This window comes from uncultured Campylobacter sp. (assembly GCF_905373215.1).
Lineage (GTDB): Bacteria > Campylobacterota > Campylobacteria > Campylobacterales > Campylobacteraceae > Campylobacter_B.
Genome location: NZ_CAJPRT010000008.1, coordinates 38,879 through 62,824 on the forward strand (window position 1 = coordinate 38,879; position 23,946 = coordinate 62,824).

General features: G+C 48.8%; 22 protein-coding genes. 8 read left to right on the forward strand and 14 right to left on the reverse strand.

What is annotated here, in order from left to right; genetic code table 11:
* Positions 1-54: 54 nt before the first annotated feature.
* Together QZ176_RS05480 and QZ176_RS05485 are read left to right on the forward strand one after the other, a co-directional pair.
* Positions 55-699 carry a hypothetical protein gene (locus QZ176_RS05480; protein WP_295151767.1) on the forward strand — a complete coding sequence of 215 codons (645 nt, stop codon included), beginning with the start codon at positions 55-57 and terminating at the stop codon, positions 697-699.
* 148 nt (positions 700-847) lie between these two features.
* The gene (locus QZ176_RS05485) at positions 848-1,666 is read left to right on the forward strand and encodes a hypothetical protein (RefSeq protein ID WP_295151769.1); all 819 of its coding nucleotides are present in this window, start codon (positions 848-850) and stop codon (positions 1,664-1,666) included.
* A 180-nt stretch (positions 1,667-1,846) separates the two neighbouring features.
* Here QZ176_RS05485 and QZ176_RS05490 read toward each other — a convergent pair whose 3' ends face one another.
* The 5 genes from QZ176_RS05490 to QZ176_RS05510 are packed head-to-tail and all read right to left on the reverse strand — an operon-like array spanning position 1,847 to position 8,201.
* On the reverse strand, positions 1,847-2,938 hold the full coding sequence (locus QZ176_RS05490) for an ABC transporter permease (protein ID WP_295151771.1): 1,092 nt from the start codon (positions 2,936-2,938) through the stop codon (positions 1,847-1,849).
* Positions 2,935-3,855 carry a hypothetical protein gene (locus tag QZ176_RS05495; RefSeq protein ID WP_295151773.1) on the reverse strand — a complete coding sequence of 307 codons (921 nt, stop codon included), beginning with the start codon at positions 3,853-3,855 and terminating at the stop codon, positions 2,935-2,937. The genes QZ176_RS05490 and QZ176_RS05495 overlap by 4 nt, the downstream gene beginning before the upstream one ends.
* Entirely contained in the window at positions 3,852-5,459 is a 1,608-nt protein-coding gene (locus tag QZ176_RS05500; protein WP_295151775.1) for an ABC transporter permease, read from the reverse strand. Before QZ176_RS05500 ends, QZ176_RS05495 begins: the two co-directional genes overlap by 4 nt.
* Positions 5,456-6,337, reverse strand: coding sequence for a hypothetical protein (locus QZ176_RS05505; RefSeq protein ID WP_295151777.1), 882 nt, complete (start codon positions 6,335-6,337; stop codon positions 5,456-5,458). The genes QZ176_RS05500 and QZ176_RS05505 overlap by 4 nt, the downstream gene beginning before the upstream one ends.
* Positions 6,324-8,201 (reverse strand): ATP-binding cassette domain-containing protein, encoded by a 1,878-nt coding sequence (locus tag QZ176_RS05510; protein WP_295151778.1) that lies wholly within the window; start codon positions 8,199-8,201, stop codon positions 6,324-6,326. Before QZ176_RS05510 ends, QZ176_RS05505 begins: the two co-directional genes overlap by 14 nt.
* Positions 8,202-8,454: 253 nt before the next feature.
* Here QZ176_RS05510 and QZ176_RS05515 point away from each other — a divergent pair, with 253 nt between their 5' ends.
* Entirely contained in the window at positions 8,455-8,700 is a 246-nt protein-coding gene (locus QZ176_RS05515; RefSeq protein ID WP_295151779.1) for a hypothetical protein, read from the forward strand.
* Positions 8,701-9,329: 629 nt separating this feature from the next.
* On the opposite strand, the gene QZ176_RS05520 is transcribed toward QZ176_RS05515, so the two are convergent.
* Both QZ176_RS05520 and QZ176_RS05525 read right to left on the reverse strand, forming a co-directional pair.
* Complete coding sequence (locus tag QZ176_RS05520; protein ID WP_295151781.1) at positions 9,330-10,295, reverse strand: HlyD family efflux transporter periplasmic adaptor subunit; 966 nt, start codon at positions 10,293-10,295, stop codon at positions 9,330-9,332.
* A 345-nt stretch (positions 10,296-10,640) separates the two neighbouring features.
* On the reverse strand, positions 10,641-11,123 hold the full coding sequence (locus QZ176_RS05525) for a flavodoxin domain-containing protein (RefSeq protein ID WP_295151783.1): 483 nt from the start codon (positions 11,121-11,123) through the stop codon (positions 10,641-10,643).
* 214 nt (positions 11,124-11,337) lie between these two features.
* On the opposite strand from QZ176_RS05525, the gene QZ176_RS05530 reads away from it, so the two are divergent.
* The 3 genes from QZ176_RS05530 to QZ176_RS05540 all read left to right on the forward strand — a co-directional run bounded on the left by QZ176_RS05530 (position 11,338) and on the right by QZ176_RS05540 (position 13,134).
* Positions 11,338-11,835 (forward strand): hypothetical protein, encoded by a 498-nt coding sequence (locus QZ176_RS05530; RefSeq protein ID WP_295151784.1) that lies wholly within the window; start codon positions 11,338-11,340, stop codon positions 11,833-11,835.
* A 280-nt stretch (positions 11,836-12,115) separates the two neighbouring features.
* Positions 12,116-12,631 (forward strand): hypothetical protein, encoded by a 516-nt coding sequence (locus QZ176_RS05535; RefSeq protein WP_295151786.1) that lies wholly within the window; start codon positions 12,116-12,118, stop codon positions 12,629-12,631.
* On the forward strand, positions 12,628-13,134 hold the full coding sequence (locus tag QZ176_RS05540) for a hypothetical protein (protein WP_295151788.1): 507 nt from the start codon (positions 12,628-12,630) through the stop codon (positions 13,132-13,134). Before QZ176_RS05535 ends, QZ176_RS05540 begins: the two co-directional genes overlap by 4 nt.
* Positions 13,135-13,346: 212 nt before the next feature.
* On the opposite strand, the gene QZ176_RS05545 is transcribed toward QZ176_RS05540, so the two are convergent.
* From QZ176_RS05545 to mltG, 6 genes are all read right to left on the reverse strand, one after another.
* Entirely contained in the window at positions 13,347-13,901 is a 555-nt protein-coding gene (locus tag QZ176_RS05545; protein WP_295151790.1) for a 2-oxoacid:acceptor oxidoreductase family protein, read from the reverse strand.
* Positions 13,898-14,743: a 2-oxoglutarate ferredoxin oxidoreductase subunit beta gene (locus QZ176_RS05550; RefSeq protein WP_295151792.1), complete on the reverse strand. Its 846-nt coding sequence runs from the start codon at positions 14,741-14,743 to the stop codon at positions 13,898-13,900. The genes QZ176_RS05545 and QZ176_RS05550 overlap by 4 nt, the downstream gene beginning before the upstream one ends.
* A complete protein-coding gene (locus tag QZ176_RS05555; protein ID WP_295151794.1) occupies positions 14,744-15,865 on the reverse strand; it encodes a 2-oxoglutarate synthase subunit alpha in 1,122 nt (373 codons plus the stop codon).
* Complete coding sequence (locus QZ176_RS05560; RefSeq protein ID WP_295151796.1) at positions 15,865-16,176, reverse strand: 4Fe-4S binding protein; 312 nt, start codon at positions 16,174-16,176, stop codon at positions 15,865-15,867. Before QZ176_RS05560 ends, QZ176_RS05555 begins: the two co-directional genes overlap by 1 nt.
* A 389-nt stretch (positions 16,177-16,565) precedes the next feature.
* Complete coding sequence (locus QZ176_RS05565) at positions 16,566-17,447, reverse strand: malate dehydrogenase (RefSeq protein ID WP_295151798.1); 882 nt, start codon at positions 17,445-17,447, stop codon at positions 16,566-16,568.
* Between the two features lie 108 nt (positions 17,448-17,555).
* Entirely contained in the window at positions 17,556-18,506 is a 951-nt protein-coding gene (mltG, locus tag QZ176_RS05570; protein WP_295151800.1) for an endolytic transglycosylase MltG, read from the reverse strand.
* Positions 18,507-18,634: 128 nt separating this feature from the next.
* On the opposite strand from mltG, the gene QZ176_RS05575 reads away from it, so the two are divergent.
* The gene (locus QZ176_RS05575) at positions 18,635-21,226 is read left to right on the forward strand and encodes an AsmA-like C-terminal domain-containing protein (RefSeq protein ID WP_295151802.1); all 2,592 of its coding nucleotides are present in this window, start codon (positions 18,635-18,637) and stop codon (positions 21,224-21,226) included.
* Complete coding sequence (locus tag QZ176_RS05580) at positions 21,223-22,284, forward strand: tyrosine-type recombinase/integrase (RefSeq protein WP_295151804.1); 1,062 nt, start codon at positions 21,223-21,225, stop codon at positions 22,282-22,284. Before QZ176_RS05575 ends, QZ176_RS05580 begins: the two co-directional genes overlap by 4 nt.
* 939 nt (positions 22,285-23,223) lie before the next feature.
* Here QZ176_RS05580 and QZ176_RS05585 read toward each other — a convergent pair.
* Positions 23,224-23,868, reverse strand: a complete 645-nt coding sequence (locus QZ176_RS05585) for a ferritin family protein (protein ID WP_295151806.1) — start codon at positions 23,866-23,868, stop codon at positions 23,224-23,226.
* Between the last annotated feature and the right edge of the window lie 78 nt (positions 23,869-23,946).

Genomic DNA, 23,946 nt, shown 5'->3' on the forward strand with positions numbered 1-23,946 from the left:
TTTTACATCTGCTTTTTGCATATTGAAATAAATTTTTAAAAGGAGTTATACGACGTGCAAGACACCATATCTCAGGCAAGAAAAGAGGGGATGATCAGCACTGGCATCGATCTGCTTTTGGCGGTGGTGCTCGTGGTTTTTAAGGCGATAGGGCTTGTTTCGGGCGGAATGTTCGTAATCATCAGCGGAATTTTTATCGCTCTTATCTGTTTCTCGGTGATTTATAGGCTAAGAGCGCTCCGTGGAATTTCGACGCTTAGCGGCATAAAGGTGGCGATGCTTTATCGCAACTGCGTTATCCTCTGTATCTGCTTCGTGGCACTTCTATTATTTTATCCGGCAGGTTGTTACAGAGAAGCAACGATGAAAGAGATGATAGAAGAGACGATATGGAATTTAGCGGTGCCCGCAGCCGCAATCTACGTAGTTGTAGCGTGGTTTCGTATAAATTTTTCGCTTGCGCGCGTAAGCGGCGTGATGATATTTCGGATCTACGTGTGGCTCTGCGCCTTCTTTTTCGCGCTAAATTGGCTATGTGGCGCAGGACCCTTCGGTTTGGCTACCTCCAAGCCGCAAATTGACGATTCTGTTGCGGTTTTAGTCGCCACATCATTTAAGGAATTTTTGCCGTTTGTCGCTCTCATAATAACTAGCATCGTGCATTTGCTAGCCTGGAGCAAGATAGAAAAGCTCGCTTAAGCCGAAGCGCTTTCGTTTTGCAGCAACCGCGCGCTTTTGTAAGTCTAAACCGCAGCAACGTCCAAAAGCCACGCCATCCGGCACAGCGTCGCCGCACGCAGCAAAGCCGCAAGATAGCGCGTAAATTTAGAAAATTCAAAGGATAAAAATGAAAGAAATTTCAAAGCAAGATCTGCTTCGCAAGGCGAAATTCCGCGGAGTTTTAGGTGCCGTGATTTTGCTAGGCATCGGCGTAAGCGGCACGGTGGGCGTAAGCAGCATAGACGAGGACGCGGTCGCGATTTTTAGAGTTTTAGCGCTACTAGCGACGCTAGCGATATTTTACGACTGCTTCGTTTGCCTAGAAAAGGTGCTAGGCGTGCGCTTCGTTAAGACCTATAGGCTGATAGAAAGTATCCCGATCGTCGCGATTTTGTGCTACTGCGCCATGGTAGTAGCGCTAAAAGAGGGCGCGATGCTTGATCTACTCTACACCCTGCTCTACGTCCTTTCGACGTGCGCAGCGGTGATAATCTGGGGCGTATTAAACTGCCGCCTAGCCACACTTAGCGGCGTGGATTTATTTAAAATCTACGGCATAGTGGTGTCCGTGACGTGGCCCTGCGAAGCGGTATCGGGCGCGCTAGCTAAAATAGGTGTAATCCTCGCGCTGCCGTATCTAATCGCAGCGTCGCTGGTAACAGCGTTTTCGGGGATTTTGCTAATCATAGCGTGGATAAAATTCAACCCCGCAAGGTTATGCGGCGCGGAAAATTCTAGCGAGCTTGATGGCGCCAAGCTAGGCGCGGGCGGCGAAAAACCGAGCATTTACAGCAAACTCGCCACTTTTAAGAAATCGGACGCGGACGATGCGAAAAAGCCCGCTTCCAAGGCGAGCGCAGATACCGCAAATATGCCTGCTTCCAAAGTGAGCGCAGATGATACGACCGTCGTAAGACGCCCGGGTAACCCCGGATTTAAATTCTAACTCTATTCGCAAGACGGAATTTAGCAAAATTTTTAAAATTTAAGGCGCGGAATTTTATCGCGACGCGCGGCGCATCGGGCGGAAACACGGAATTTTGATTTAATTTTATCCGCTACGAACGCGCAAAATTTAGGGTAAAATTCCAGCCAAAATTCTAAACTAAAATTCCGATCTAAATCCCTAGTCCAGCTTATTTCTAAAAAGCGACGCCGCAAAGCTCAACGTGCCAAGCCCGATTAGCAGCAGCGGCACGATGAGATGGCACAGCTCGCCGAGGCTCGCACCCTCCAGATAGATCCGCCACATGCAGTTGTTGGCATAATACATCGGATCTAGGTGCGCGATGTAGTAAAACCACCGCGGCATCGCGTCCGCAGGCGTTATCAGCCCGCTTATCATAATACACGGTAGCAGGAACAAAAACGAGCTCACGACCGATTGTAGCGAGGTTTTGCAGACGGTCGAGATCACGAGGCCGATGCCTACGTTGCAGGCGCTAAAGATCGCGATGATCGCAAAAAGATCCGCAAAGCGCCCTCGAAACGGAATTTCGAAGTAAAACACGCAGATCAAAAACAGCGCGAGCCCCTGCGCGATCGCGATCAGCACGGGCGGCACTGCTTTGCCGATTAGCATCTCAAGCGGGTTCGCGGGCGTCATCAGCATCATATCAAAGCTCCCCTCCTCGCGCTCGCGAGAGACGCTAAACGCCGATAGCATCAGTACCTGAATCATCGAAAGTCCCAAAATCATCCCCGTCATGATCGTGTAGCGCGTGATCGTGTTTTCGTTAAAAACATAGCGCGGATTTATGCTGATTAAATTGACGAAATGCTGCGCGTTGTATTCCCCCGCTATGGCCTGCACGAAGCCGATGACGGTGTTTGCCAAGGTCGTATTGCGCGAATCTGCGATGATCAAAAGCTCATGCGTGTCCTTAAAATCGCTGCCGAAATAGATCCCGATGATCGCCTCGCCCTCGCTTACCGCGCGGCGCAGGCAGGCTAGATCTTTGCAGCCAAGATCTGTTTTAAACATCGGCGTAGCGGCGATTTGCTGCACCAGCGCGGTGGACGTCGCATCGCGTGCGTCGTCCAAAATCGCGTAGCGCACCTGCTCGGGGGTGAAATTCGCGCCGTAGCCGAATATGATCGCCTGCACCAGCACCGGCACGATCAGCACCATGCGCGTGCCCTTGTCGCGAAACATCGCCAAAAATTCCTTTTTTATCAGCGCGCGAATTCGAAGCAAGGATTTTCGCAGAGCGTTCATCGCGCGCCCCTTTTAAATTTAGCGACACCTTCAAATTTAACGCCATTTTCAACTTTAGCAGCGCGGGCGTGCGGAACGGAATTTAAAGCGAAATTTAAACGCACCGCGGGCGCCGGTTTAAATTTGCGCACCGCGGGCGTAAAATTTAAAATTTCAGATTTATTGCGCGGCGACATGGGTTTAAATTTTAAAAGCGCAAGTTTAAATTTACGCGGCGGCAAGGAGATGAAATTTAAAAGCGCGCCCGTGAGGTCAAATTTGCTAAAATTTTCCGCGCGCGCCGTTTTGTAGCCGTGCCGTACGGCTGCGCTACAAAGTCGTATGCGGCGCCACGCAGAATTCAAATATTGATTAATCTTAACCGCACGCCGTTTTTCTATCGCGTCGTGCGTATGCTGCGAAGTAAGCCGCGCCGCACGCCCCGCTTCGGCTATATCTGTGCTCGGCAAAACACGACGCAGAATACGTAGCGGCTCGCAAATAAGCTTTAAAATTTCAAGCCCACGCTGCGATATAAAATTTTGCGCTGTGTCCGCAAAAGGCGCTGAAGCGCGCGTAAATTTTAAAATTTCAAACCAATTGCACGGCATAGGCGCAAAATTTAAAAATTCCGCCGCTTGCTTTTGCGGCTTGAAGCGGCTTTTTAAGCGCTCTGCGGCGGTAAATTTTAAAATTTCAGATCTACGCCCTGCCGCCTGTTTATGCGAGCCAAAATACCTCGCGCTAAGAAATTTTAAAATTTCAAGCCCGCGCTCCGCTCGCTTGCGAAAAAATTCTAAAAATTTCATCGCGTCCTCTCTTTTGGCGGCGTGAAATTCCGCCATCGATGCCTCGGGCGAAAGCGGAACATTAATTGCGCCGATTTTTGCGGCGCGAAATTTCTCCGCGCAAGCGTAAAGCAAAAATAAATTTTTCATCGTGCGCCCCTTTTTACGCTAAGCACGCACAAGCTGAAAAATAAAACCGCTCCGAGCGCCTGAATGGCGAGGTTTACCCACAGCGTCGCGCTCTGTCCGCCCGATAGGAAGCAGATACGAAAGGACTCGACCGCGTATGTGGGCGGCAGCAGGTGCCCGATGAAGTTGACCGCCGCGGGCAGTCCGCGCAGATCGAATATCATGCCGCTAAGCAGCGTCACGGGCAGATAGCCGATGACGATGGCGTATTCCTGCGCTAGGAATTGATTTTTGCAGATCGCCGAGATCAGCATGCCTAGGCAGGTCATCTCCAGCACAAAGACGCACAGCGTCGCCAGTAGCATCGCTACGCTGCCGCGGATCGGGATGCTCAAAAGCACCTGCCCGTAAACGAGCGTCATCGCGCCGCCCAAAAGCGCTAGGAAATAATACGCGCCGACCTTGGCAGTGACGATCTCAAGCGCGCTTGCGTTGGAGTTGTAAAGCGAGGCGATCGTGCCGCGGTCCCATTCGCGCGAGATCACGACCGCGACCATAAATAGGCAGATGAGCCCCAAAATCCCCACGTACTCGGCAGATACGAGATACCATGTCGATTCGTTGGCTTCGTTGAACCAGCTGCGATAATTCACGCTGACAGGCCTTGCGGCGGCGTTTAAATTTGCGTTTAAAAAGCCGTAATCTTGCGCCAAAACCTGCTCGATCACGCCTGCAACGTAAACGTAGCTAAGAAGCGCGAGCTGCGACTGCGTGGCGTTTTGGATAAGAAAAATTTCGGCGCCGTCTTTGTCTGAGTTGCTCGCACCGCCTGCACTACTTGAGCCGCCGCCGTTATTTGCAGCGCCGCCTTCGCTGCGAGCGCCGTTAGCGGAGGAGCTTGCATTGATGCCGCTGCTCGTATTTTGAATATCGCTTGCGCCGTCGATAAAACCAGCATTCGTATCGCCCACGCCGCCGATTAAATTTACGCTGCCTTGATTTACGTCTATGTCGCCTGCGCTGCTACTGAAATTTGCGCTCATACCGCCCGTATCGTTACTGCGAGAATTTGCGCCGGCAAAATTCGCAGTCATGCCCATACTGCCGCCGCTATAATTTACAGTCGCGCTGTTGGAATTTGCGTTGCCGCCGCCAAAAGAATATGCGCCGCCGCCCGTTTCCGAGCCGTTGCGGTGCGAACTATCGCCGCTTGCGCCGCCCGCAGAGAATCTTTCGTCGCTAGAGAGATTTAAATTTACGCCGCCGCCCGCGCCGCCGAGCCCGCTCAAGGTGTTTTGAAATTTAGCCACAAAGCGCGGATCAAAATACAAAATGCTCTCGATCTCGTGCGCCCTAAAATCTCTCCTCGCGCTCTCTAAGTCCGTGTAAACGCGGGTTTGTAGGTATTTTGAGCCCAAAAATCCGCCAAGCAGATCACGCTCGATTTTGGAGCCCAGATCGCTTACAAAGCCCACCTTGACGGGCTTTATGTCCATTCGCATCGCGTATCCGTAGATCACGACCAAAATTAGCGGCATCAAAAACGCGATCACGAGCGCCGATCGGTCCTTTGCGATCTGCGCGAACTCCTTTTTTACGAGGATTTTTAAAAAGGTAAAGTTCATCCGCCCTGCCCCTGTGCTCGGATTTCGCGGCACTGCGCCGCTCGCGGCGGGTTCCCAGATTTCAATCGCGCAAATGCGGCGGCGGCTGCATTTTGAAATTTTAGCCGCGTGATCACATTTGGCACGTCCCTAAATTTTAATTGCGAAGGTGCGGCAACCGAGATTTGAAATTTTAGCAGTGCAGACCGACTGCTCGCGCCTATTTTGCTCATCGCGCTCTGAAATTTTAATCGCGCGAGCGCATACGGCGGACTTTGAAATTTTAAGCAGTTATACGGCACGATCTTGCCGCGAGATTTTTGAAGTAAAAACCCCGCGGCGGCGCAAGATCCGCTATAAAATTTTTGTATCGGGTTTTTAAATTTACAAGCTACTCGCAGACCGACCGCTATTTTAAATTTGCGATCTGTTTGCAGAGCGGTCGCCCTTTTAAATTTATAATCTGCTTGCGAGCCGCTCGCACTTTGAAATTTACGGCGCAGACGAAGCGGGCTCGCTTCACCGCAGAGCCCGTGCAATATCCATCTACAAAATCCGCGCCGTGTACCGCCGCGCGACATTCGGTTTAGAACCTCGGCACCGCGCAAAATTTCACGATCGTTTAAAATTCCTACACCCTTTAAAATTCCGCTGCCTTTCAAAATTTTATTATCGATCCAAATTTTGCCGTCGTTTAAAATTCCGCCGCTTAGAATTTCACCGACGTTCAAAGCTCGGTCGCTCAAAATTCCATTGCCGCTTAAAATTTCATCGCCCCGCAAGACCCTTTCGCCGTTTAAAATTTTATCGCGCGGGCGCGCAGGTTTTCGCCAAGTCCACATAAAATTCAAATCAAAAATCCTCGCGGCTCGCGCAAAATTTAGATCAAAAGCCCTCATCGCCCGCCTCGCTTCTAAATTTTTGCACCTCGTTTATGAAGGCCTGCTGCACGCTAAGCCGCCGCCCGTGCTGCACGCAGACTTCATCGGGGCTACCCAGCGCCAGAATTTTGCCGCGATCTTGGATCAAAAACCGATCACAATACTCCGCCTCCTCCATAAAATGCGTCGTCACAACCACGCTCACGCCGGTGCGCGCGAGCGCATTTATGCGGTTCCAAAAGAGCCTGCGCGAGAGCGGATCGGCGCCGCTGGTGGCCTCGTCGAGAAACAAAATCTCAGGGCGGTGGATGAGCGCGCACGCCATCGAAAGGTTGCGCCCCGCGCCGAACGGCAGGTTTTGCCACGTCTCGTTTCGCAGCCGCTGCAAGCCAAACTCGCTCAAAAGCTCCTCTATGCGCCGCTTCAGCGCCATGCCGCCGATACCGTAGCTGCGGCCGAAATACTCTAAATTTTGATAGCAACTTAGCTTTTTATAAAGCGAAAATTTCTGCGAAACGTAGCCGATGCGCGATCTGATCGCCGATTTGGCGTAGCGCAGATCCTCGCCCATGACAGAAATCTCGCCTCCGCTCATCCCCAAAAGCGCGCAGATCATGCGAAACGTCGTCGTCTTGCCCGCACCGTTTGGGCCTAAAAGGCCGAAAATTTCGCCCTTTTTGACCTCGAAACTCGTATTTTCCACGGCAGTGAATGAGCCGAATTTTTTACTCACGACGCGCACTTTGATGACGGTTTGAGCCGCATCGAAGCTCTTTTTTTCGTAGCCGAAGCTTGCCGCGCCGATTTCGGCTTTGTTTAAAAAAATATACGCATCCTCTAGGCTCGCCTCGCGCGGGCTCAGTTTAAATTTAGCGCCCCCGCTCTCGTTAAATTTAATGCCCTCGTTGAATTTCATGCTTTCGTTTGAAATTTTAAAATTTTCGCCGCCCCCGTTTTCGCGCTCCATGCTTTCGCAGCCGCTGTCTTCGTCACTGTCGCTTAGGCTCGCGTTTAAAAACCCCTGCAGATCGCGCAGGCTTATCGGCTCTTCGCTTAGCAGATCGACGCTGCCGTCTCTGGGGCAGATGTCGATGAGCGGGGAGTTTTTTAAAAATCTTTGCGTCTTAAACATCAAGCGGCGCGCCAGGCTCTGATAATCCTCGCTACATATGCGAAAGGTGTGGTCCTGCAGCATCGCGGTGATCTTTGCGGCGGGGCTCTGCGCTATGATCTTGCCGCTGAGTAAGATCAGCGTCAGATCGGCATCCGCCGCTTCGTCGAAATACGCCGTCGAAAATATGCATTTCGCGCCGCTTTGATCCAGATACTCGCGCACGATCGCCCACAGCTCCCTGCGTGAGAGCGGATCGACGCCGACGGTGGGCTCATCGAGCACCAAAAGCCGCGGACGAGCTGCGATAGCGCAGGCGACGCCTAGCTTTTGTTTCATCCCGCCGGAGAGCGAATCCACGGCGTAATCTTTAAATTTCAAAAGCCCCACGCGGCGCAAAAGCCCGCGCAGATACTCCTCGCCGCCTTTTAGATCAAGCCCTTTTAGGCCTGCGAAGATGTTTAAATTTTGCCAGACGCTAAGCTCCTCGTAAAGCCCCAGGCTCTGCGACATATAGCCGTTTGCGCGGACGAATTCTTTATTTTCGCCGCTAGGGATGAAGCCTGCAAATTTTATCTCGCCGCAATCGGGCGCGATGATGCCGCATATGAGCTTTAAAAGCGTGGATTTGCCCGCACCGTCTGGGCCCGTGAGGCTGATGAGCCGTGGCGTATCGTCAATTCGTAGATCAAAATTTTCAAAAACGACGTTTTTGCTGCGATCTTCGCGCAGGTAAAATTTCTCTAAATTTACGATATTTAGTAGATCCAAGCTTAGCTCCAAATTTTATTGCTCGACTCGTCGCTTGGCGCGACGAACGAGACCTACGCACGCCTAAAAGGCGCTCTTTGTCGCGACGCCTTGCTTCTGCAGCCGCCGAGACGTCTTAGTTTTGTGACAGTCGCGGCATCTTGGTTTTACAACCGCCGCGCGCTTTAAATTTCGCGACGCACGCCGCAAACTATCCGCACATAAAATGTCGCGATCTTAAACATCGAGCGCTCCGCGAGCACCCGCGATAAATTTGCTTCAAAACGCAAACGAAAGCGAGTTTTCAAACACCTGGCAAGCTGTGAGCGCCGAGCTCTTTATCTGCGCCGTGCCTATTGCGGTGAAATTTCATCGCTGCCCGCCTTTCGGGGTGAAATTTACCGCCGCCATCTCTTTTGACGAAATTTTACCTAGTCTCGGCTTTCCTTGGCATAGTACCGACTTCAACTACCGCGTCCTTTGGGGTAAAATTTCACTTCCGTCCGCAATCGGTATTTAATCGCGCCGTTCGTTTCGTAGTGAAATTTTACTACCGTCCGCGCTCGGTTCAATCGCCGCTCGTTTATCGCAAAACGCCAACTAGAAACAAAGCCCGCTCCCGCTCTACCGCCCGGCTTTTACCTTGTCGCCGTCGTGCCGCAAATTTTAAAATTTCACCCGCGTTACTTTGCAGCAAAATTTTGCCGAAATTTTACGCCGCCTTTGTACGACTTCGTTCTAAACGAGCAGCATTTTATCGTCGCCGAGACGATGTATTTTAGGAGCGGCTCAATTTCATCGCCCTACTCTCTACCGAACAGGCGCCGTTAAAATTTCACCTCGAAGCGCACTTTTAAAATTTCATTAGGCTCACGCCGTATGTACGGCTCGCGCGGTACTGCGTAAAATTTACTGCTCGGTGAGTTCTGCTATCCAAATTTCGCCCGCAGATGCCGTCAAAATCGCTCATAAATTCCGCGTCGTTATGCCGCCAAAATTTTATCGCTAAGGCAACCGTTTAAATTCCAACTCGCCGCGCCTGATAGCTTTGGGCGTTGTGCCGCGATAAAATTCCATCCGTAGTATTCCTGCCACCCGCACCGCGCTTTGAATTTTGCCCTCGTTCGCGATGCTTATGCGCTGCCCCCGTCAAAATTCCACGCTGATCGGCTGGCCTAGGCGAAATCTGCCGTCCTCGTCGCTGAAATCGGCGCGCGCCTCCCACACTAGATCTGCGCGCAGCTCCTCGGTCTGCACCGTGCGGGGCGTGTACATCGCGGTTTGGCTCACGTAGGCGACCTTTGCGCTCGCGCTAGAGCCGTCTGCGGCGATGATCCGTACGCTCTGTCCGGCACGCAGGAAGCGGAGCTGATTTTCGCTCAGATAAAATTTCGCGCGCTTGTTTTTTACTTCGCTAAGCTCAAAAACGCCCACGCTTGGTATGCTGATGTCGCCGAGCTCCTTAAGGCGCGCTCTGATCTGCCCGCCAAAGGGCGCTTTTAGCACGCTTTGCGTCTCGATTTGGTAATTCAGATATTTCAGATTTTCCTCGCAGCTTGCCAAATTTGCGCGGGCGGCGCCGACATCCTCGCCGCGGTAGCCGCTTTGAAGCTGGCGCAGATTGGCCTGGGCACTTTGCAGCTGGGCTTGCGTGCGCTTCATCGAGTAAAACGCCTCGTCGATCTGCTGCTTGGACGCGGAGTTTGTTTTGCCTAGGCTCTTGAGGCGCTCGTTCGTCAAAGTAGCGAGCTGTAGGGCGTTTTGCAGCGCGCTTACGTTCGCCGCGGCCATCTCGATCTCCTCGCTACGAAAGCCGCTTTGCAGCTTTTGCAAGCTAAATTTAAGCCCGTCGCACCTCGCGATCTGAACCTGTCTTTGAAAACTCAGATCCGCCGTATCCAGAGCCGCCAAGACGTCGCCAGCCTGCACGAAATCGCCCTCGTCGCGATAAAGTGCGCTAATGCGGCCGCTGCGCTCGAAACTAAGCGAACTCTGCCTGATGTCGATGATGCCGTAGGCCTTGTGCGCGACCTCTTCGCGCCTATCGAGATTGAAGTAGATCGCCGCGGCGAGAGCGGCCAGCGCAAAAACGACGAAAAATAGAAGCCTTTTCATAGATCGCCTTAAATTTTGATATGCGGTTATTATAAAATAACTTTTCTAATGCGGCGCTGATATTTGAGGCTCGGAGGGTGATTTTATAAATCGATCGCATTAAATTTGCCGTATTGAATTGACCGCCGCACGAGTAGAATTGAGGCTTGGGCGGAAAAATTTAGCCTATCTGCGCGATTTTAAGCGGCACGGCTTGTAAAGCACAGCGGCTTTTTGAACTAAAAATTTTAAAATTTTAACAAGGAGCTCCGCTTTCAAGCGGAGCGTGAAATTTAATGTGGAAATTTAACGAGCTTTAGGCTCGATGAGCCCAAAGCTCGGTCGGTCACGCAAAAGCTGAAATATTTAAAACTCGCCTTTAACTGCGGCGATCCACTTATCGACTCTTGTCTGCCAGTGCTCGTCGCCCTTAAAATCGATCGTAAGACCCACGAATTTGCCGTTTACGAAGGCGCGCGAATGTTGAAATTTATATCCCTCTGCGCCCCAAGCGCCGATGAGACGAGCCTTTTTAAGCACCGGCAAAAACGCGCTCATGCCGCTGCAAAAATCGCTGCCGTGGCGTTCGACGTTACCGACGCCGACGAGCGCGACCTTGCGTCCGTCAAGATCGGTTTTGTTCAAAAGCTCCAATTTGTCGTCAAATTTGGCTTGGATCTGTCCATCGCCGTGTGTCGAAGCCGCAAAAATAAACGCGCTAGCGCCCGCCAAATCCTCCTCATTTAGCTCTTTGGCCTCCTTGATCTCAAAGCCGAGCTTTGAAGCGATGTATTCGCTCACGACCTTCGTATCGCCGCCTTTGGTGGCGTAAACTAATAGTTTTTTCATTTTCTCTCCTTAAAAATAAGAATGATTCTAACAAAATAAGATAAATTTTGAGTGAAATAAAAATTTTATAAGGCGCCCGAATACGGCGCAATGCCTCGTATCGGGCTAATTTTTAAACGGCAGCGAGCCAGCAAAATTTTAAAGCTGCCACTTAACCGCTCGTATAAAAATCCATAGTATAATGCCGCCCGTAGCTCATTACAAAGGAGAAAACATGAAGAATTTCACATTATGTTTGATTGCAGCGATCGCACTTTGTGGCTGCGCGACCCCGCAGGATCGATATGGTGGAGATGTTTATGACGCGAGCGAGACGAACCGCATGAGGCAGAGCGATCGGATCGAGATCGTCGATGTCCTGCCCGCCAAAATCAACGTAGAGCGCTCCGAGGGCAATACGGGTAAAATTTTAGGCGGCGTCGCAGGCGGAACTACGGGTGCGGTCATCGGGCATAAGCTCGGCAAACATAGCAGCGGCAGGCGCTTAGCTGAGACCGTGGGGCTCGTGGGCGGCGCGGTAGTGGGCGCGGTCGCCGGAGATGCGATCCAAAACTCCCAAAAGACGGTACAGGGCTCCAACATCATCTACAGGCTAAACGGCAAGGAGTACTCATCCGTCCAAGCCGATCCGCCGTGCAGATTTAAGCGCGGCAAAGCTCTGCTGATCCACACGGGCAGCGAAACGCGGGTGCAGCCAAACTCGGGATGCTAACAGAACTCGGTATGTTAAATTTAAAGCCGCCCAAAGCTTGTGGTGAAATTTTAAAATTTTATCCTCGTGCGCCGCAAATTTTACTCAGCCGCCAAGCGGCATTTAAAATTTTTAATCGCGGCACTTAAAATTTAAAGTGATGTTTATTTAAAAGCAGCGCGGCTTTTGAAAACGGTGCCGCTAAAATTTAGCGGGCAATCGAAATTTTAACTCTACAAAATTTTAAGAGCCCGCTAAAATATTTTTTAATATAATCGCCGCTTAAAAACAGGGGGCTGCGATGAAAAAATTCTATCTTAAAATTTGGCTACTTGCGCTTATAGTGGTATTTGCAGCGATCCCCGCTACGGCAAAAGTAAGCGTAGATCATTTAGAAACACAAGAGGAAAAAGACTTAGCGATTGCTTGCAATAACGGCGAGGGAAAATACAGCGCATGCACGAGGCTAGTCGAAATTTTATCTAAGAAGTGTGATAGCGGAGATTATGAAAGCTGTGGGGTCGTCGGGATGATATTTACGGATTTGGGTCAATACGAATTTTCATCCGCTCCTTTGATTAAGGCATGTGAAGCAAATATCATGTCTTACTGCTCCTATCTTGCCATTAGCGACATACTTTTTACGGGAAATCTTGAAAGAGCTGCTAAGGGTTTTGATAAAATTTGCAAACAGGGAATTTCAGAGGACAAAAGGCTTGCTTGCAACATAAAGAAAGAGATTGAAGACTGCTCTAAAGATGCAAAGTGCGATCCGCTAATGAAAGCCAAAGAAATTACTAAAGGACTACAACTATGAGAAAAATTTTATCATTAGCACTACTTTTATCTATGCCTTTGCTGGCAAAAAACGATATAGACATTGATATCTCTGCCGCAATAAACGATACAAACTTAAAGAATTTGGCGAATAAATGCGATTGGAACAAAGGCGATTATGAAGCTTGCTCGATATTAAAAGATAATTTATCGGCAAAATGCGACGAAAAAAATTTTGAAAGCTGCGGTGCATTGGGAATTTTATTAATATATTTGCGCAGAGAAGAGGACGCAACAAAAGCGCTAAATAAAGCCTGCAACGCCGGATTATTAAATTTTTGCCTAAACGCAGGAATGCACGATTTGTACTATACGGGCAATATAAAAAGAGCATTTGTAAATCTTAAAAAAGTATGCGATGCGGCAATAGAGCCTTCGAAGAAAAAATTGGCCTGCAAGATGAGCTATGGTTTGGAACCATGTTTAAATGACGATGAATGCAATCCGGTGAAAAAAGCTAAAGAAATTTCGGAACAATATTAATTCAATGGGGTAGAAGAATGGCAATAATTTATAAAGTTTGAAAAGATAAAAGGTCGCGGCGGGCAATTTGAATTAATACAACCCATCAAAAAATAATGTAAGCAGTTGGCTATATAATTTTGAAATTCTAATCCAGAAACTTTATATCTTACCTATAAAAATTTTTAAATTTTACTTTTGCAATTTTTTAATCATAAATTTATTCGAGCCTTTTAAATTTCCTCTAAAACCTCTCTCGCGTATTTTATCCCCAAATCATACGCCTTTTCATTTAGCGCACGGGTTTTTTCAGGCACAGAGCGGAGCATTTGCTCTTTTACGAGCCCTGCGTCCATACAGCGGCTAAGCTCTACTGCGATCGCTAGAGCCACGACACTTTGAGTGATGACATTTCCGACTTCGTATTTTGCGATGGTGATGATTGGAATTTCATAAATTTTAAAGTTCATCCTATCCTCATCGCTCGGTGCTACTAAATTCGGCTCGATTACGATCACGCCGTCTTTTTTCACGCCATTTTTGAAAGCATCGTAGCTACTCTGCGCCGTTGCGAGCATGAAATCGATCTCGCCCTCGCTCGCGTAAGGATATAGAATTTCTTCATCACTTAAGATAATATCCACTTTCGTAGGTCCGCCACGTACCTGAGAGGTATACGTAGATGCCTTGATTCCATAGCCGCCGTGCGCGATCTTTGCCGCAGCTAGAATTTCACCCGCTAAGATCACGCCTTGACCGCCCACCCCCACAAATCTTAATTGATTCATCTTAGTCCTTCAAAATTTATCGCTTCGCCGCTTTGCGCCGCGTCTATTACCTTTTGATACGCTTTTGTGTATTCGGTGCGCTCATTATCTTCGTGCAAAACTCCAAGCGGAAATAGCCCCGCTCGCTCATCCTCGCTAAGAGCGTCAAATTTTGCTTTAGAAATCGTGCGCGAATCAAGCCACTTTAGCATTTGCACCGCCTCGCTCATTTTATTTTTACGACCCAAATTTACGTGGCAGTTACTAAAAATATCAAAAAAACTATAACCCTCGTGCTCAAAGCCCTTAGCCAAAAGTCGCTCGATTTTTTCGGGATTTGTCACACTCTCGCGTCCGACAAAAGTTGCTCCAGCGGCAATCGCAAGTTTCGCCGCATCAAAGCTGGGATCGACATTGCCGTATTGCGCCGTAACCGTCCAAAATCCGCGCGGCGTCGTAGGGCTCGTCTGCGAGTTCGTAAGCCCGTAGATGAAATTGTTTACTAAAATATGATTTAGATCGATATTGCGGCGGCATCCATGGATCGTGTGATTGCCCCCTATCGCAAGCCCGTCGCCATCGCCAGTAACTACGATTACGTGTTTGCCTGGATTTGCGAGCTTGATACCCGTAGCATAAGCTATCGCACGCCCGTGCGTCGTATGGACGGTATTGCAGTCTATGTAACTAGACATCCTACCGCTACAGCCGATACCGCTTACCACGCACACATCATCCATGCTCCAGCCTACGCGGTCAATTGCGCGGATGATCGCTTTTAAGATCACTCCGTCGCCGCAGCCCCAGCACCAAAGCGTAGGCATCTTGTCCGTTCTTAGATATTTATCGTAATCAAACGCCATTTAAAGCTCCTTTACTTTCTCGATAATCTCGCTAGGGCTGATCGGCCTGCCGTTTGCCTTAATAAGCGTCTTAAAATCATCTCTCAAGCAAGCGCGCTGCACCTCTAGCAGATACTGCCCTAAATTTAGCTCGGCGATCAAAATTTTATTAAATCTCTCCCCTAGCTCTCTTAGCTTGCGCACAGGGCTTGGCCACAGCGTGATCGGGCGAAAAAGTCCCACACGCACGCCTTGTCCTCGTAGCTTTAAAATCGCGTCTTTTGCTGCCAGGCTAACGCTGCCGTAGGCGATGATGCAAGCATCAGCGTCATCTAGCATAAATTCCTCGTATTGCAAGATCTCATCTTCATGCGCCGAAATTTTATTAAAAAGCCTTTTTATAGAGCGATCCACGATCTGCTCGTTTTCGGTCGGAAAGCCCTTTACGCCGTGATGCAGCCCCGTTATGTGATAGTGGTATCCCCTAAAAAAGGGATTTAGCACCGCAGGCTTATCGGGCGCAGCATCGTAGGGCTCATAATCTTTCGGACTACCTTTAAATTCCGCCCTACGCTCGATTTTTAGATCCGAAATTTCAGGCAGCATCGCCTTAGCCTGCATATGCCCAAGCGTCTCATCAAGTAGCAAAAATACTGGCGTCATAAACCGCTCGGCTAAATTGAAGGCGCGCACGGTCTGCGTATAAGCCTCCTTTAGTGAGCCCGGGCACAGCGCGATGCTTTGAAAATCACCGTGAGTGGGATTGCGAGCTTGCAAAATATCGCCCTGCGCCACTCGCGTAGGAAGCCCGGTGCTAGGACCTCCGCGCATAACATTTACGATTAAAAGCGGAATTTCAGCGATAAAGCCAAGTCCAATCTGCTCTGATTTTAGCGAAATTCCAGGACCGGAGCTTGCCGTCATCGCCTTCGCACCGCTCATAGACGCGCCCAAAGCTACAGAAATGCCCGAAATTTCATCTTCCATCTGGATAAATTTGCCTCCGACCTTAGGTAGCAAGCGGCTCATCTCGTGCGCGATCTCGCTGCTCGGCGTGATCGGGTAGCCGCCGAAAAAATTACAGCCGCAATCAATCGCCGCACGCGCAATTAAGGCGTTGCCTGTGGAAATTACCTCTCTCATTATGCGTCCTTGGGTTTCATAAAATTATTGTTTTTGATTTTTTCAGCCATCTCTCTAGCCTGCGAGCTTAGACGAGCGAATTTAAAGCCTTTGGGTGCAACGAAAATCGCAAAATCCGGGCAGTGCAACTCGCACTCCCTACAGCCGATACAGGCGCCCTTATCCACCACGTCGATCATCATGCCCTGCACGGCGCCCTCGTCCTGTCTCATCGCGATCGCGCCGCTAGGACAGACGCTTACGCAGATGTTGCACGCCTTACAGCGGCTTTCATCCGTCCATACGGCGCGCTGGCTCTCATTTTCGCTCATATTTTCTCCTTAATTTATCAAAATCCGCACTAAATCCCGCTTTGCGATTTAAAATTTGAAATTTTACGGCGCAAGCCTGCTTTGATCGCATTAAATTCCTTTCGTTTTTAAATTTTGCGGAGTTTAAATTTTAAAATTTTGTGGCGTTTAAAAATTTTACGTCGCGCGGAATTCTGCGCCAAAGTAAAATTTTAATCTACGAAATTTCACAGCGGGCAAAATTGCGCAAATTTTAAAATTTCGCAGCGAATGAAATTTTACGCTGCAAAATAAATTTCTTGCCGAAGTGAAATTTAATGCCAGAAAATCCTATCGCAAGAATCCTGCGCTTTGAAATTTTAAATCTACGAATCCCGCTTCCGCGTCGCGCCGAATTCGCTCTATATCCGCTAAAACTTCAGCCCCGCTACGCTTGCTCGCATCCGTTCGAGCTGCTCGTAAAACTCGCCAGAGTAGGCGAAATTTCTCTCTATCGCGCCCATTTTGCCGACGCTTACGAAGCGCCCCAAGGGCACTCCCGATCTATCCGCGACGCAGCAGGCGAGCGTGCCGCAGGTATCAAAAAGGATGTATTTTATGATCTTTACGATGCCCGCAGCGGGCGCCAAATACGCCGACGTACCCAGTAGCTCACCGATCTGCGCGCCGGCGCGTTTGGTATTTTGCACCGCGCGCTCGAAAATTTCATCCGAAATTTCAAACCCTAACTCGTTTTTAAGCGCGATCATCTCTTCGCTATGCGGACCCACGATCGCGCTTCTCATTGATGAAATTTCCTTGCCGCTTGCGCGCGCGAGTTCAAATTTAAGCCGCGCGCCGTCTAACTCGCCCGCCATGCCGATGACGCGCTCTTTTGCAAACCCGCTAGCTTGCAGCGCCGCATAGACCATCATATCAAGCGGATTGGTTACGACAACGATGATGGAGCTAGGCGCATATTTTGCGGCATCTCGCGCACATTGTGCGACGATGGCAGCGTTGCTGCCAAACAGCTCCTCCCTGCTCTGTCCCGCCTTTCTTGCGCGCCCTGCGGTGATCACGACGATGCCTGCGTCCGCTATGTCGCTAGACTCCGTGCTACCGCTTATGCGCAGGTCGCGCTCGTAAACAGCCGCCGTATGGGCAAGATCGAGTGCCTTGCCGCGCGCAATCTGCTCTACCGCATCCACAAGCGCGATGCTATCTATCTTTTGGCTCAAAGAATCGCTTACGATAAGATCGTTTGCTACCGCCGCACCGATGTTTCCCGCTCCGAATATCGCTATTTTCATTGTTATCTCCCAAATATCGGCCCGCGTTTTTATAACTGCGGGGGTTAAATTTTAAAATTTAAAGACGAAATTTCGTTTTAAAATTTAATGCCGAAGCGACCTTAAATTTTACCTCTGCGCCTTTACGTTGCGCTCGTGCTCGGCTTGCGTGCGCGCAAAATCGTGAAGCCCCGTCTTTTTATTTCGCATAAAATACAGATACTCGCTCTTTGCAGGCGCGAAAACGGCGCGTATCGCATCGCGAGAGACCACGCACACGGGCTCTTTGGGAAGTCCGTCGTTGAGGTAGGTGTTGTAGTGGCTGGTATCGGTGCGGATGCGCTGCGGAGTGATCTTGACGTGCGAAAACTCGCCGTAATTTAGCGTACCGTCCATCTGAAGGCGCATATTTTTGGCCAAGCGGTTGTCTATGACGGAGGCTACGAGGGGCATTTCATCTGCGTTTGCGGCCTCTTTTTGAATGACCGAGGCCTTGATCAGCACCTGCTTCCACGCCGTGGCGTTATAGTCGCCGCTAAGCTCGCGCGACAATCCTTCGTGGAATTTTTGCGCGCTTGAGATGAGGTGGTCGATGATATTTTTTTCGCTTTCGTTTTTGCTAATTTTGTAGGTTTCAGGCACCAAAAAGCCCTCGTAAAACGGCGCCGTGGCGTTGTATTCGCGCTCAAGCTCGCTAAAGCTTAGCCCGCGATCTTTTGCAAGCTGTTTTAAAAACACGATCGTAGTCTCGCCCGGGATCAGCTTGATCTCGTTCATCACGGGCTTTGCGACGCTTAGCTCATATAAAAACTGATATTTGGGCAAATTTTCACCGCTAAGCTCCAGCTCGCCGGTTTTTGCGCCGCCGTAAAAAGAAAGCAGCCTCGCGTCAAATTTCGTAAATTTTGGATAGCTCTTTGAGAGTTGCGATAAAATTTTCGTGGAGCTGCCTTGTCCTATCTGCACGGTTGCCGCGTTGCCGACGCGCTCGTGCAGATCAAAGCCCACGGCCAAAAGGACGATAGCCGCAAGCTCGATACAAATGCACGCCGCTTTGATGAGCTTTATAAAGAATTTCATACGTTCCTTTCAAAATTTAGCTGAAATTATAGGCAAATAAGCCAAAATTTTGAATAAATTTCATATTATAAGCGCAGTTTTTCGGCACGCCCGCTTTAAATTTTGGGGCGGAGTTTTTTAATGAGGCGATGATGTTTAGAACTTTGGCTAGATTTTTTTTGTGCATAACCATACTTTTTATAATCTGTGCGGTAGGCCTAAAGCACGGTATAACGATTTCGCAGCTGGACGTGGGCTTTGCAAAGCTTGAGGAGTTTTATCTCAAGCTAAATAAAGGTCTCGTGCTGCGTATCAAAAATCTTGAAATTACGCAAAATAATACACAAAATTTAGAGCAAAATTCCACCGATCTGCGCACGCAAAGCGAGAAAATTTTAGAATTTAGCAAAAAAATCTCGCTCATCAACTCCTTTTTTGAAGAGATCGACGTGCAAAATTTAAAGATCAATGGCGAAAGTCTAAAGCTAAAATACAAAAGCGACGTTTTTTACGCAGATACCCGATTTTTTAGGCTAAGCTCAAAGATTATGCCGGGCGCAGACGGGCTGAGCTTTGATCCGATCGAGCTTGAGCTAAATGATTTTAATCTCACTCTGCACGGCACGGCGCGAGCAAATTTCAAAGCCGATACGTATGATTTTAACGGCACCTTCGCTTCGCACGAGATCGCGGGCGAGCTTGACGTGCACAATATCGGTTCACAGCTAAATATCGAGATAAACCGCGCCTCGGCCTTGAGCCTGAAAAATTTTATGAATGAGCTGGGCGCGCTTACGGGGCTAAATCCTCTTGCGAATGAGTGGATCTACGGTAAGGCGGTCGCGCAAAACTACTACATCGAAAATCTGCATGCCAAAGTCGATCTGAAAGACCCGCGCCCGATCGCCGAAAATGTTAGCGCCACGGCCTACGCGCAGGATCTTACGATAAAATTTCAACCGCAAATCGAAGCCGTAACGGTAAAAGACGCCAATATCACGCTTAAAAACGATTTTCTAAATTTCACGCTAAATGAGCCTAAATTTAAAGGCAAAAGCCTGGAGGGAAGCAGCGTACGTATCGGCGGGCTTTTTGAAGAAAGACCGATCGTATATCTGGATCTGCGAACCAAGGAGAGTTTGGGCAAGGACCTTATAGCGATCCTGCAAAGCTACGGCATAGATGAGCCCGTATATCCGCTTGGCGGCGGGATCGATGCGCGCGTGCTGATAGACGTGGACGTCGAAAAAGAAAGCGCCAAGGTCGATGCGAACGTGACGCTAAAAGACGCCGATCTGATGATCTCTAAAGCGAAATTTCACTCCAAAGCCGCGCGGGTGCACATCACGGAAAAAAAGATCGACATCAAAGACGCGAATCTACAAAATGAAATTTTTAACGCCACGGCAAGCGGCAGTATCGATATCGCCACGCGCAAAGCTAAATTTAACGGCGTTATTCATAGCTTCAATCTCTCCCCAAACGGCAAAGAAATTTTAAAATTTGGCGACGCGCGAGATAATATAAGCCTTGATTTTAGCGGCAAAGCGCCGGTGCTGAGCTCGCAATTTTTAGGCGCAAAGATGAGCTTCGGCGAGCGGATCGAGATCAGCTCGCCCGATATTAGCGGAATTCTGCCCTTTTCTAAGACGCTTAAAAACGCGGGCATTAGCGGCGGAGACCTTAAAATTTTAACCAGCGATTTTACAAACTTAGATATCAGCAGCAACAATCTCATCTTTGATTTCGGTCTGTTAAATAAAGACGGTAGCCACTACAAAAACGATTCTTTCGCGCTTCGAGTGCGCGGGGGCGATCTGGACGGCTCTAGCGGAAGCGGTAAAATTTCTCTTAAAATAAACAAAGGCGGTAACTTCGTCGCTCTAAAAGACGTGGACGTCGCGATCAATACGAGCGTGCAAACCAGCGAGTTTAATAGCGGCACGAAGGAGCGCTCGCCGATAAATTTCAGCGGGCAAAATTCTGCAATCGTGCTATCCGATCTAAATAAAACGCTTAAATTTACGCACTTTAACGGCGTGCTGGACGGCAAAAATATGAACCTGAACGCAAATTTCAAACGCGGCGACGTGAAGTTGATCTTTAAAAAGAGCTTGCTTCAAATTTTTGCGCAAAACATCAGCGGCGAGGCGCTCAATCAATTCCTAGGCTCGCAAAGCTTCGACGGAGGGGTATTTACGCTAAAAGCAAGCGGCATCGATCCGCGCAACTATCGCGGCGAGATCAACGTGCAAAACACCTATCTGAAGGACTACATCATCTATCAAAGGCTACTTAGCTTTATAAACTCCGTGCCGTCGCTACTTACGTTTAAGACGCCCGATTTCAACGATCGCGGCTTTAGCGTGCAGAAGGGCAAAATTTACTTCCGCCGCAGCGGCGATAAAATTTACATAAACGCGATGAACTTTACGGGCAGCAGCGCAGACATCGCGGGCAACGGCGAAGTGGATATGAAAAGCGGCGCGCTAAATATCGATCTGGAGCTTAAATACCTCAAAGACGCAAGCTCGATAATCTCAAAAATCCCGCTGCTAAATCATATCATCTTGGGCGAGAATAACACGATCTCCACGATCATCGAGATTCGCGGCACGATGAAAAAGCCTACCTACTCGACCGGCGTTGCGACAGACGTGCTAAAAACGCCGTATAATCTCATCAAAAACACGCTGATGCTGCCTTTTGTAATCTTCGGCGACAGCGAGGAGAGCAAATGAAATTCCCGCTTGATTACAAGGATAGCTTTGAAAAATCGCTGCTGTTTTGGCTCGTAAAATTCGTGCGCTACAAGCTAAGCGCGCTATCGAATAAGGAGCTGAAAAACTACGCGCTGTTTCGCCGCGCAAGCCTGGCGCTAAATCACGAGGTCGCGAATATCAATGAACTCGAGCGGCTCGCAAAAGACGCTCGAAACGCAGGTCTTACCGGCATCAATACCTATTTTAATCCGCTTAAAAAATTTTACGAAGCGATCGTAGAATATAACCTTGAAAGCATGAGAAATATCGACGAGGAGCTTTTGAGCGAAATTTTAGCCTCGATTACGGGCGGGCTGAGCGATGCGAGCAAAAAAAACTACCGTATTGCGCTGATAAATTTTTTCGGCTTCATCGACCGACAAAATGAGCAGGACGGCACCTCGCACAACTTCGGCATCGAGCTTAAGCACTGGGGCGGCATTAGCGGCTGTCGAGGCACAAAGCTTCCTGAGTTTATGAGCGAGGAGGAGCTGAAGCGATTTTTGGACGCGATAAATCTAAGCGAGTTTCGCTCCTTTGCGCATCGCAACCGCCTGATCGTAAAAATCATCGTCTATACGGGCATCCGCGTGGGCGAAGCGATAAATTTAAAGCGCAAAGATATCGCGCCAGAGGGCGATCTTTTCATCATCCGAATCCGCGGTAAGGGCAACAAATACCGCATCGTAATGATCAAACGCCACCTGATCGAGGAGCATCTAAACGCGCTGGAGACGAACTTTGCCAACAAAGAGGGCTATCTTTTCGTCACCAAAAACGGTGCGCCGCTCACTCAGGCATACGTCAGCGGCATCGTGGAGAAAATTTTAATGAGCGCGGGCATACGCAAGGAAAAAAACGGCGCCCACATGCTGCGCCACACCTTCGCAACGATGCTTTACAAAAAGCAAAAGGACCTCGTACTCGTCCAGGAAGCCCTCGGCCACGCGAGCCTAAATACTTCGCGCATCTACACCCACTTCGACAGCGACAAACTGCGCCTTGCGGCGAAGGTCGCAGAGGAATTCGAAGAGTGAAATTTTAAAATTTGAGATGGCGCGAGGCTTACTTGAGCGAGATTTTTTGAATTTCGTTTTGAGACGGCTTTGAAATCGTTTTTTATGGAATTTATTTTCTAAAAAATTTGGAATTTTATTTTGAAAAATTTTAAAATTTGTTTTTCATACTCGCATAACAAAGCCCAAAATTCTACCCTGCGCACTTTAGAATTTAACTCGGCAAAATTTTAAATTAACGCGCGAGCCTTAGATCTTGATTGCAAAAAATCTAAAATTTTACTCTTTTGGAGTATAGAATAATTTTACTTTTTAGGTTTTCTCATGCGATTTTGCCTAAAATTCCAGATAAATTTAGTGCAAAATTTCATTTAAATTTTGACGATACGGGATTTCATCCAATGATTTTATAAGCAAAAGATAAACGGCATATTAAGAGGTAGCGGATATAAAAATTTATCTGTAAATTTCACAAGGGTAGAATTTCTGATTTAAAATTTAAACCCTCAAAATTTTATAGTTTGATATGCCTTCAAATTCTCATCGCACCGAATTCTCCTTAAAATTTAAAAATGCAAAAGATTTGCCACCAAAGTTTGCTGCAAAATTTACTGACGCGAAGCTTGTTTTGTAAACAGCGCAGGAATCATATAAGAATTTATACTAAAAATTTAAAGAGATAAAATCATTGGCATGATCATTTTAGATTTATTTTACGACAGAAATCCCGCTCTTGCGAGCAGGATTTCATTTCTTAGGGGGATAAGAAAAGGAGTTTAGGCTAAATAAATTTAGCCCGAGATTTCGTCTACCCACGGAGTCCGCGGCAAAAAGGAGCAAAAAGACGAAATCTCGCGCAAAATTTTAAGCCAAGATTTAAGCGATTGGCTCGCGACAATAAACGAGATTTGCGACGGCTTCAAAAACTATCGCAAAAAACGCTGTGTCACAAGCATCAAATCAGACAAGCCTTTGTTTTTTGAAATACTCGCGCGGAGCCTTGCAGAGCGGACAGGCGCCGGGAGCCCTTTTGCCGCGATGGACGTGGCCGCAGACCTCGCACACCCAAACTTCCTCATCGAAACTCTCGAAAAAGCCCTCCTCTAGCAGGATCTTTTGAAGCTCGTTGTATTCGCGCTCGTGCTCCTGCTCGACCTTGCCGATAGCGTTAAAAAGGCGCGCAACCTCTTTTTTACCCTCTTCGGTCGCGATTTTAGCGAAGCTCGGATACATGCTCTCGTGCTCGTAGCGCTCGCCGGCGGCAGCATCAAGCAGATTTTTATCCATTTTATCAAGCGGAATACCTGCGGCCGCGTGATGCGCCTTTAGCTCAGCTCTGGCATGCCATTTTTCGTTTTCGGCAGCCTCGTAAAAATGTCGCGCAATGGCGTGAAAGCCTGCCTCTTTGGCTAAATCGCCATAAAGATCGTATTTGTTACGCGCTTGAGACTCGCCTGCGAACGCTTTCATTAAATTTACCTGCGTCAGATCCTCGGTTATACATTTCATCGGCTCGCCGCAGCAGCTAAGCGCGCCGCCGCCTACTTTTTGCACCTCGACCTCCGCGCCGCATTTGTCGCATCTGTAAGTTTCGTACTGTCTCATTTCAATTCCCTATCAAAATTTTTAGGGAATGATATCACGGCTACTATTAAATTTTACTTAATAAATTTTATTCTTCTC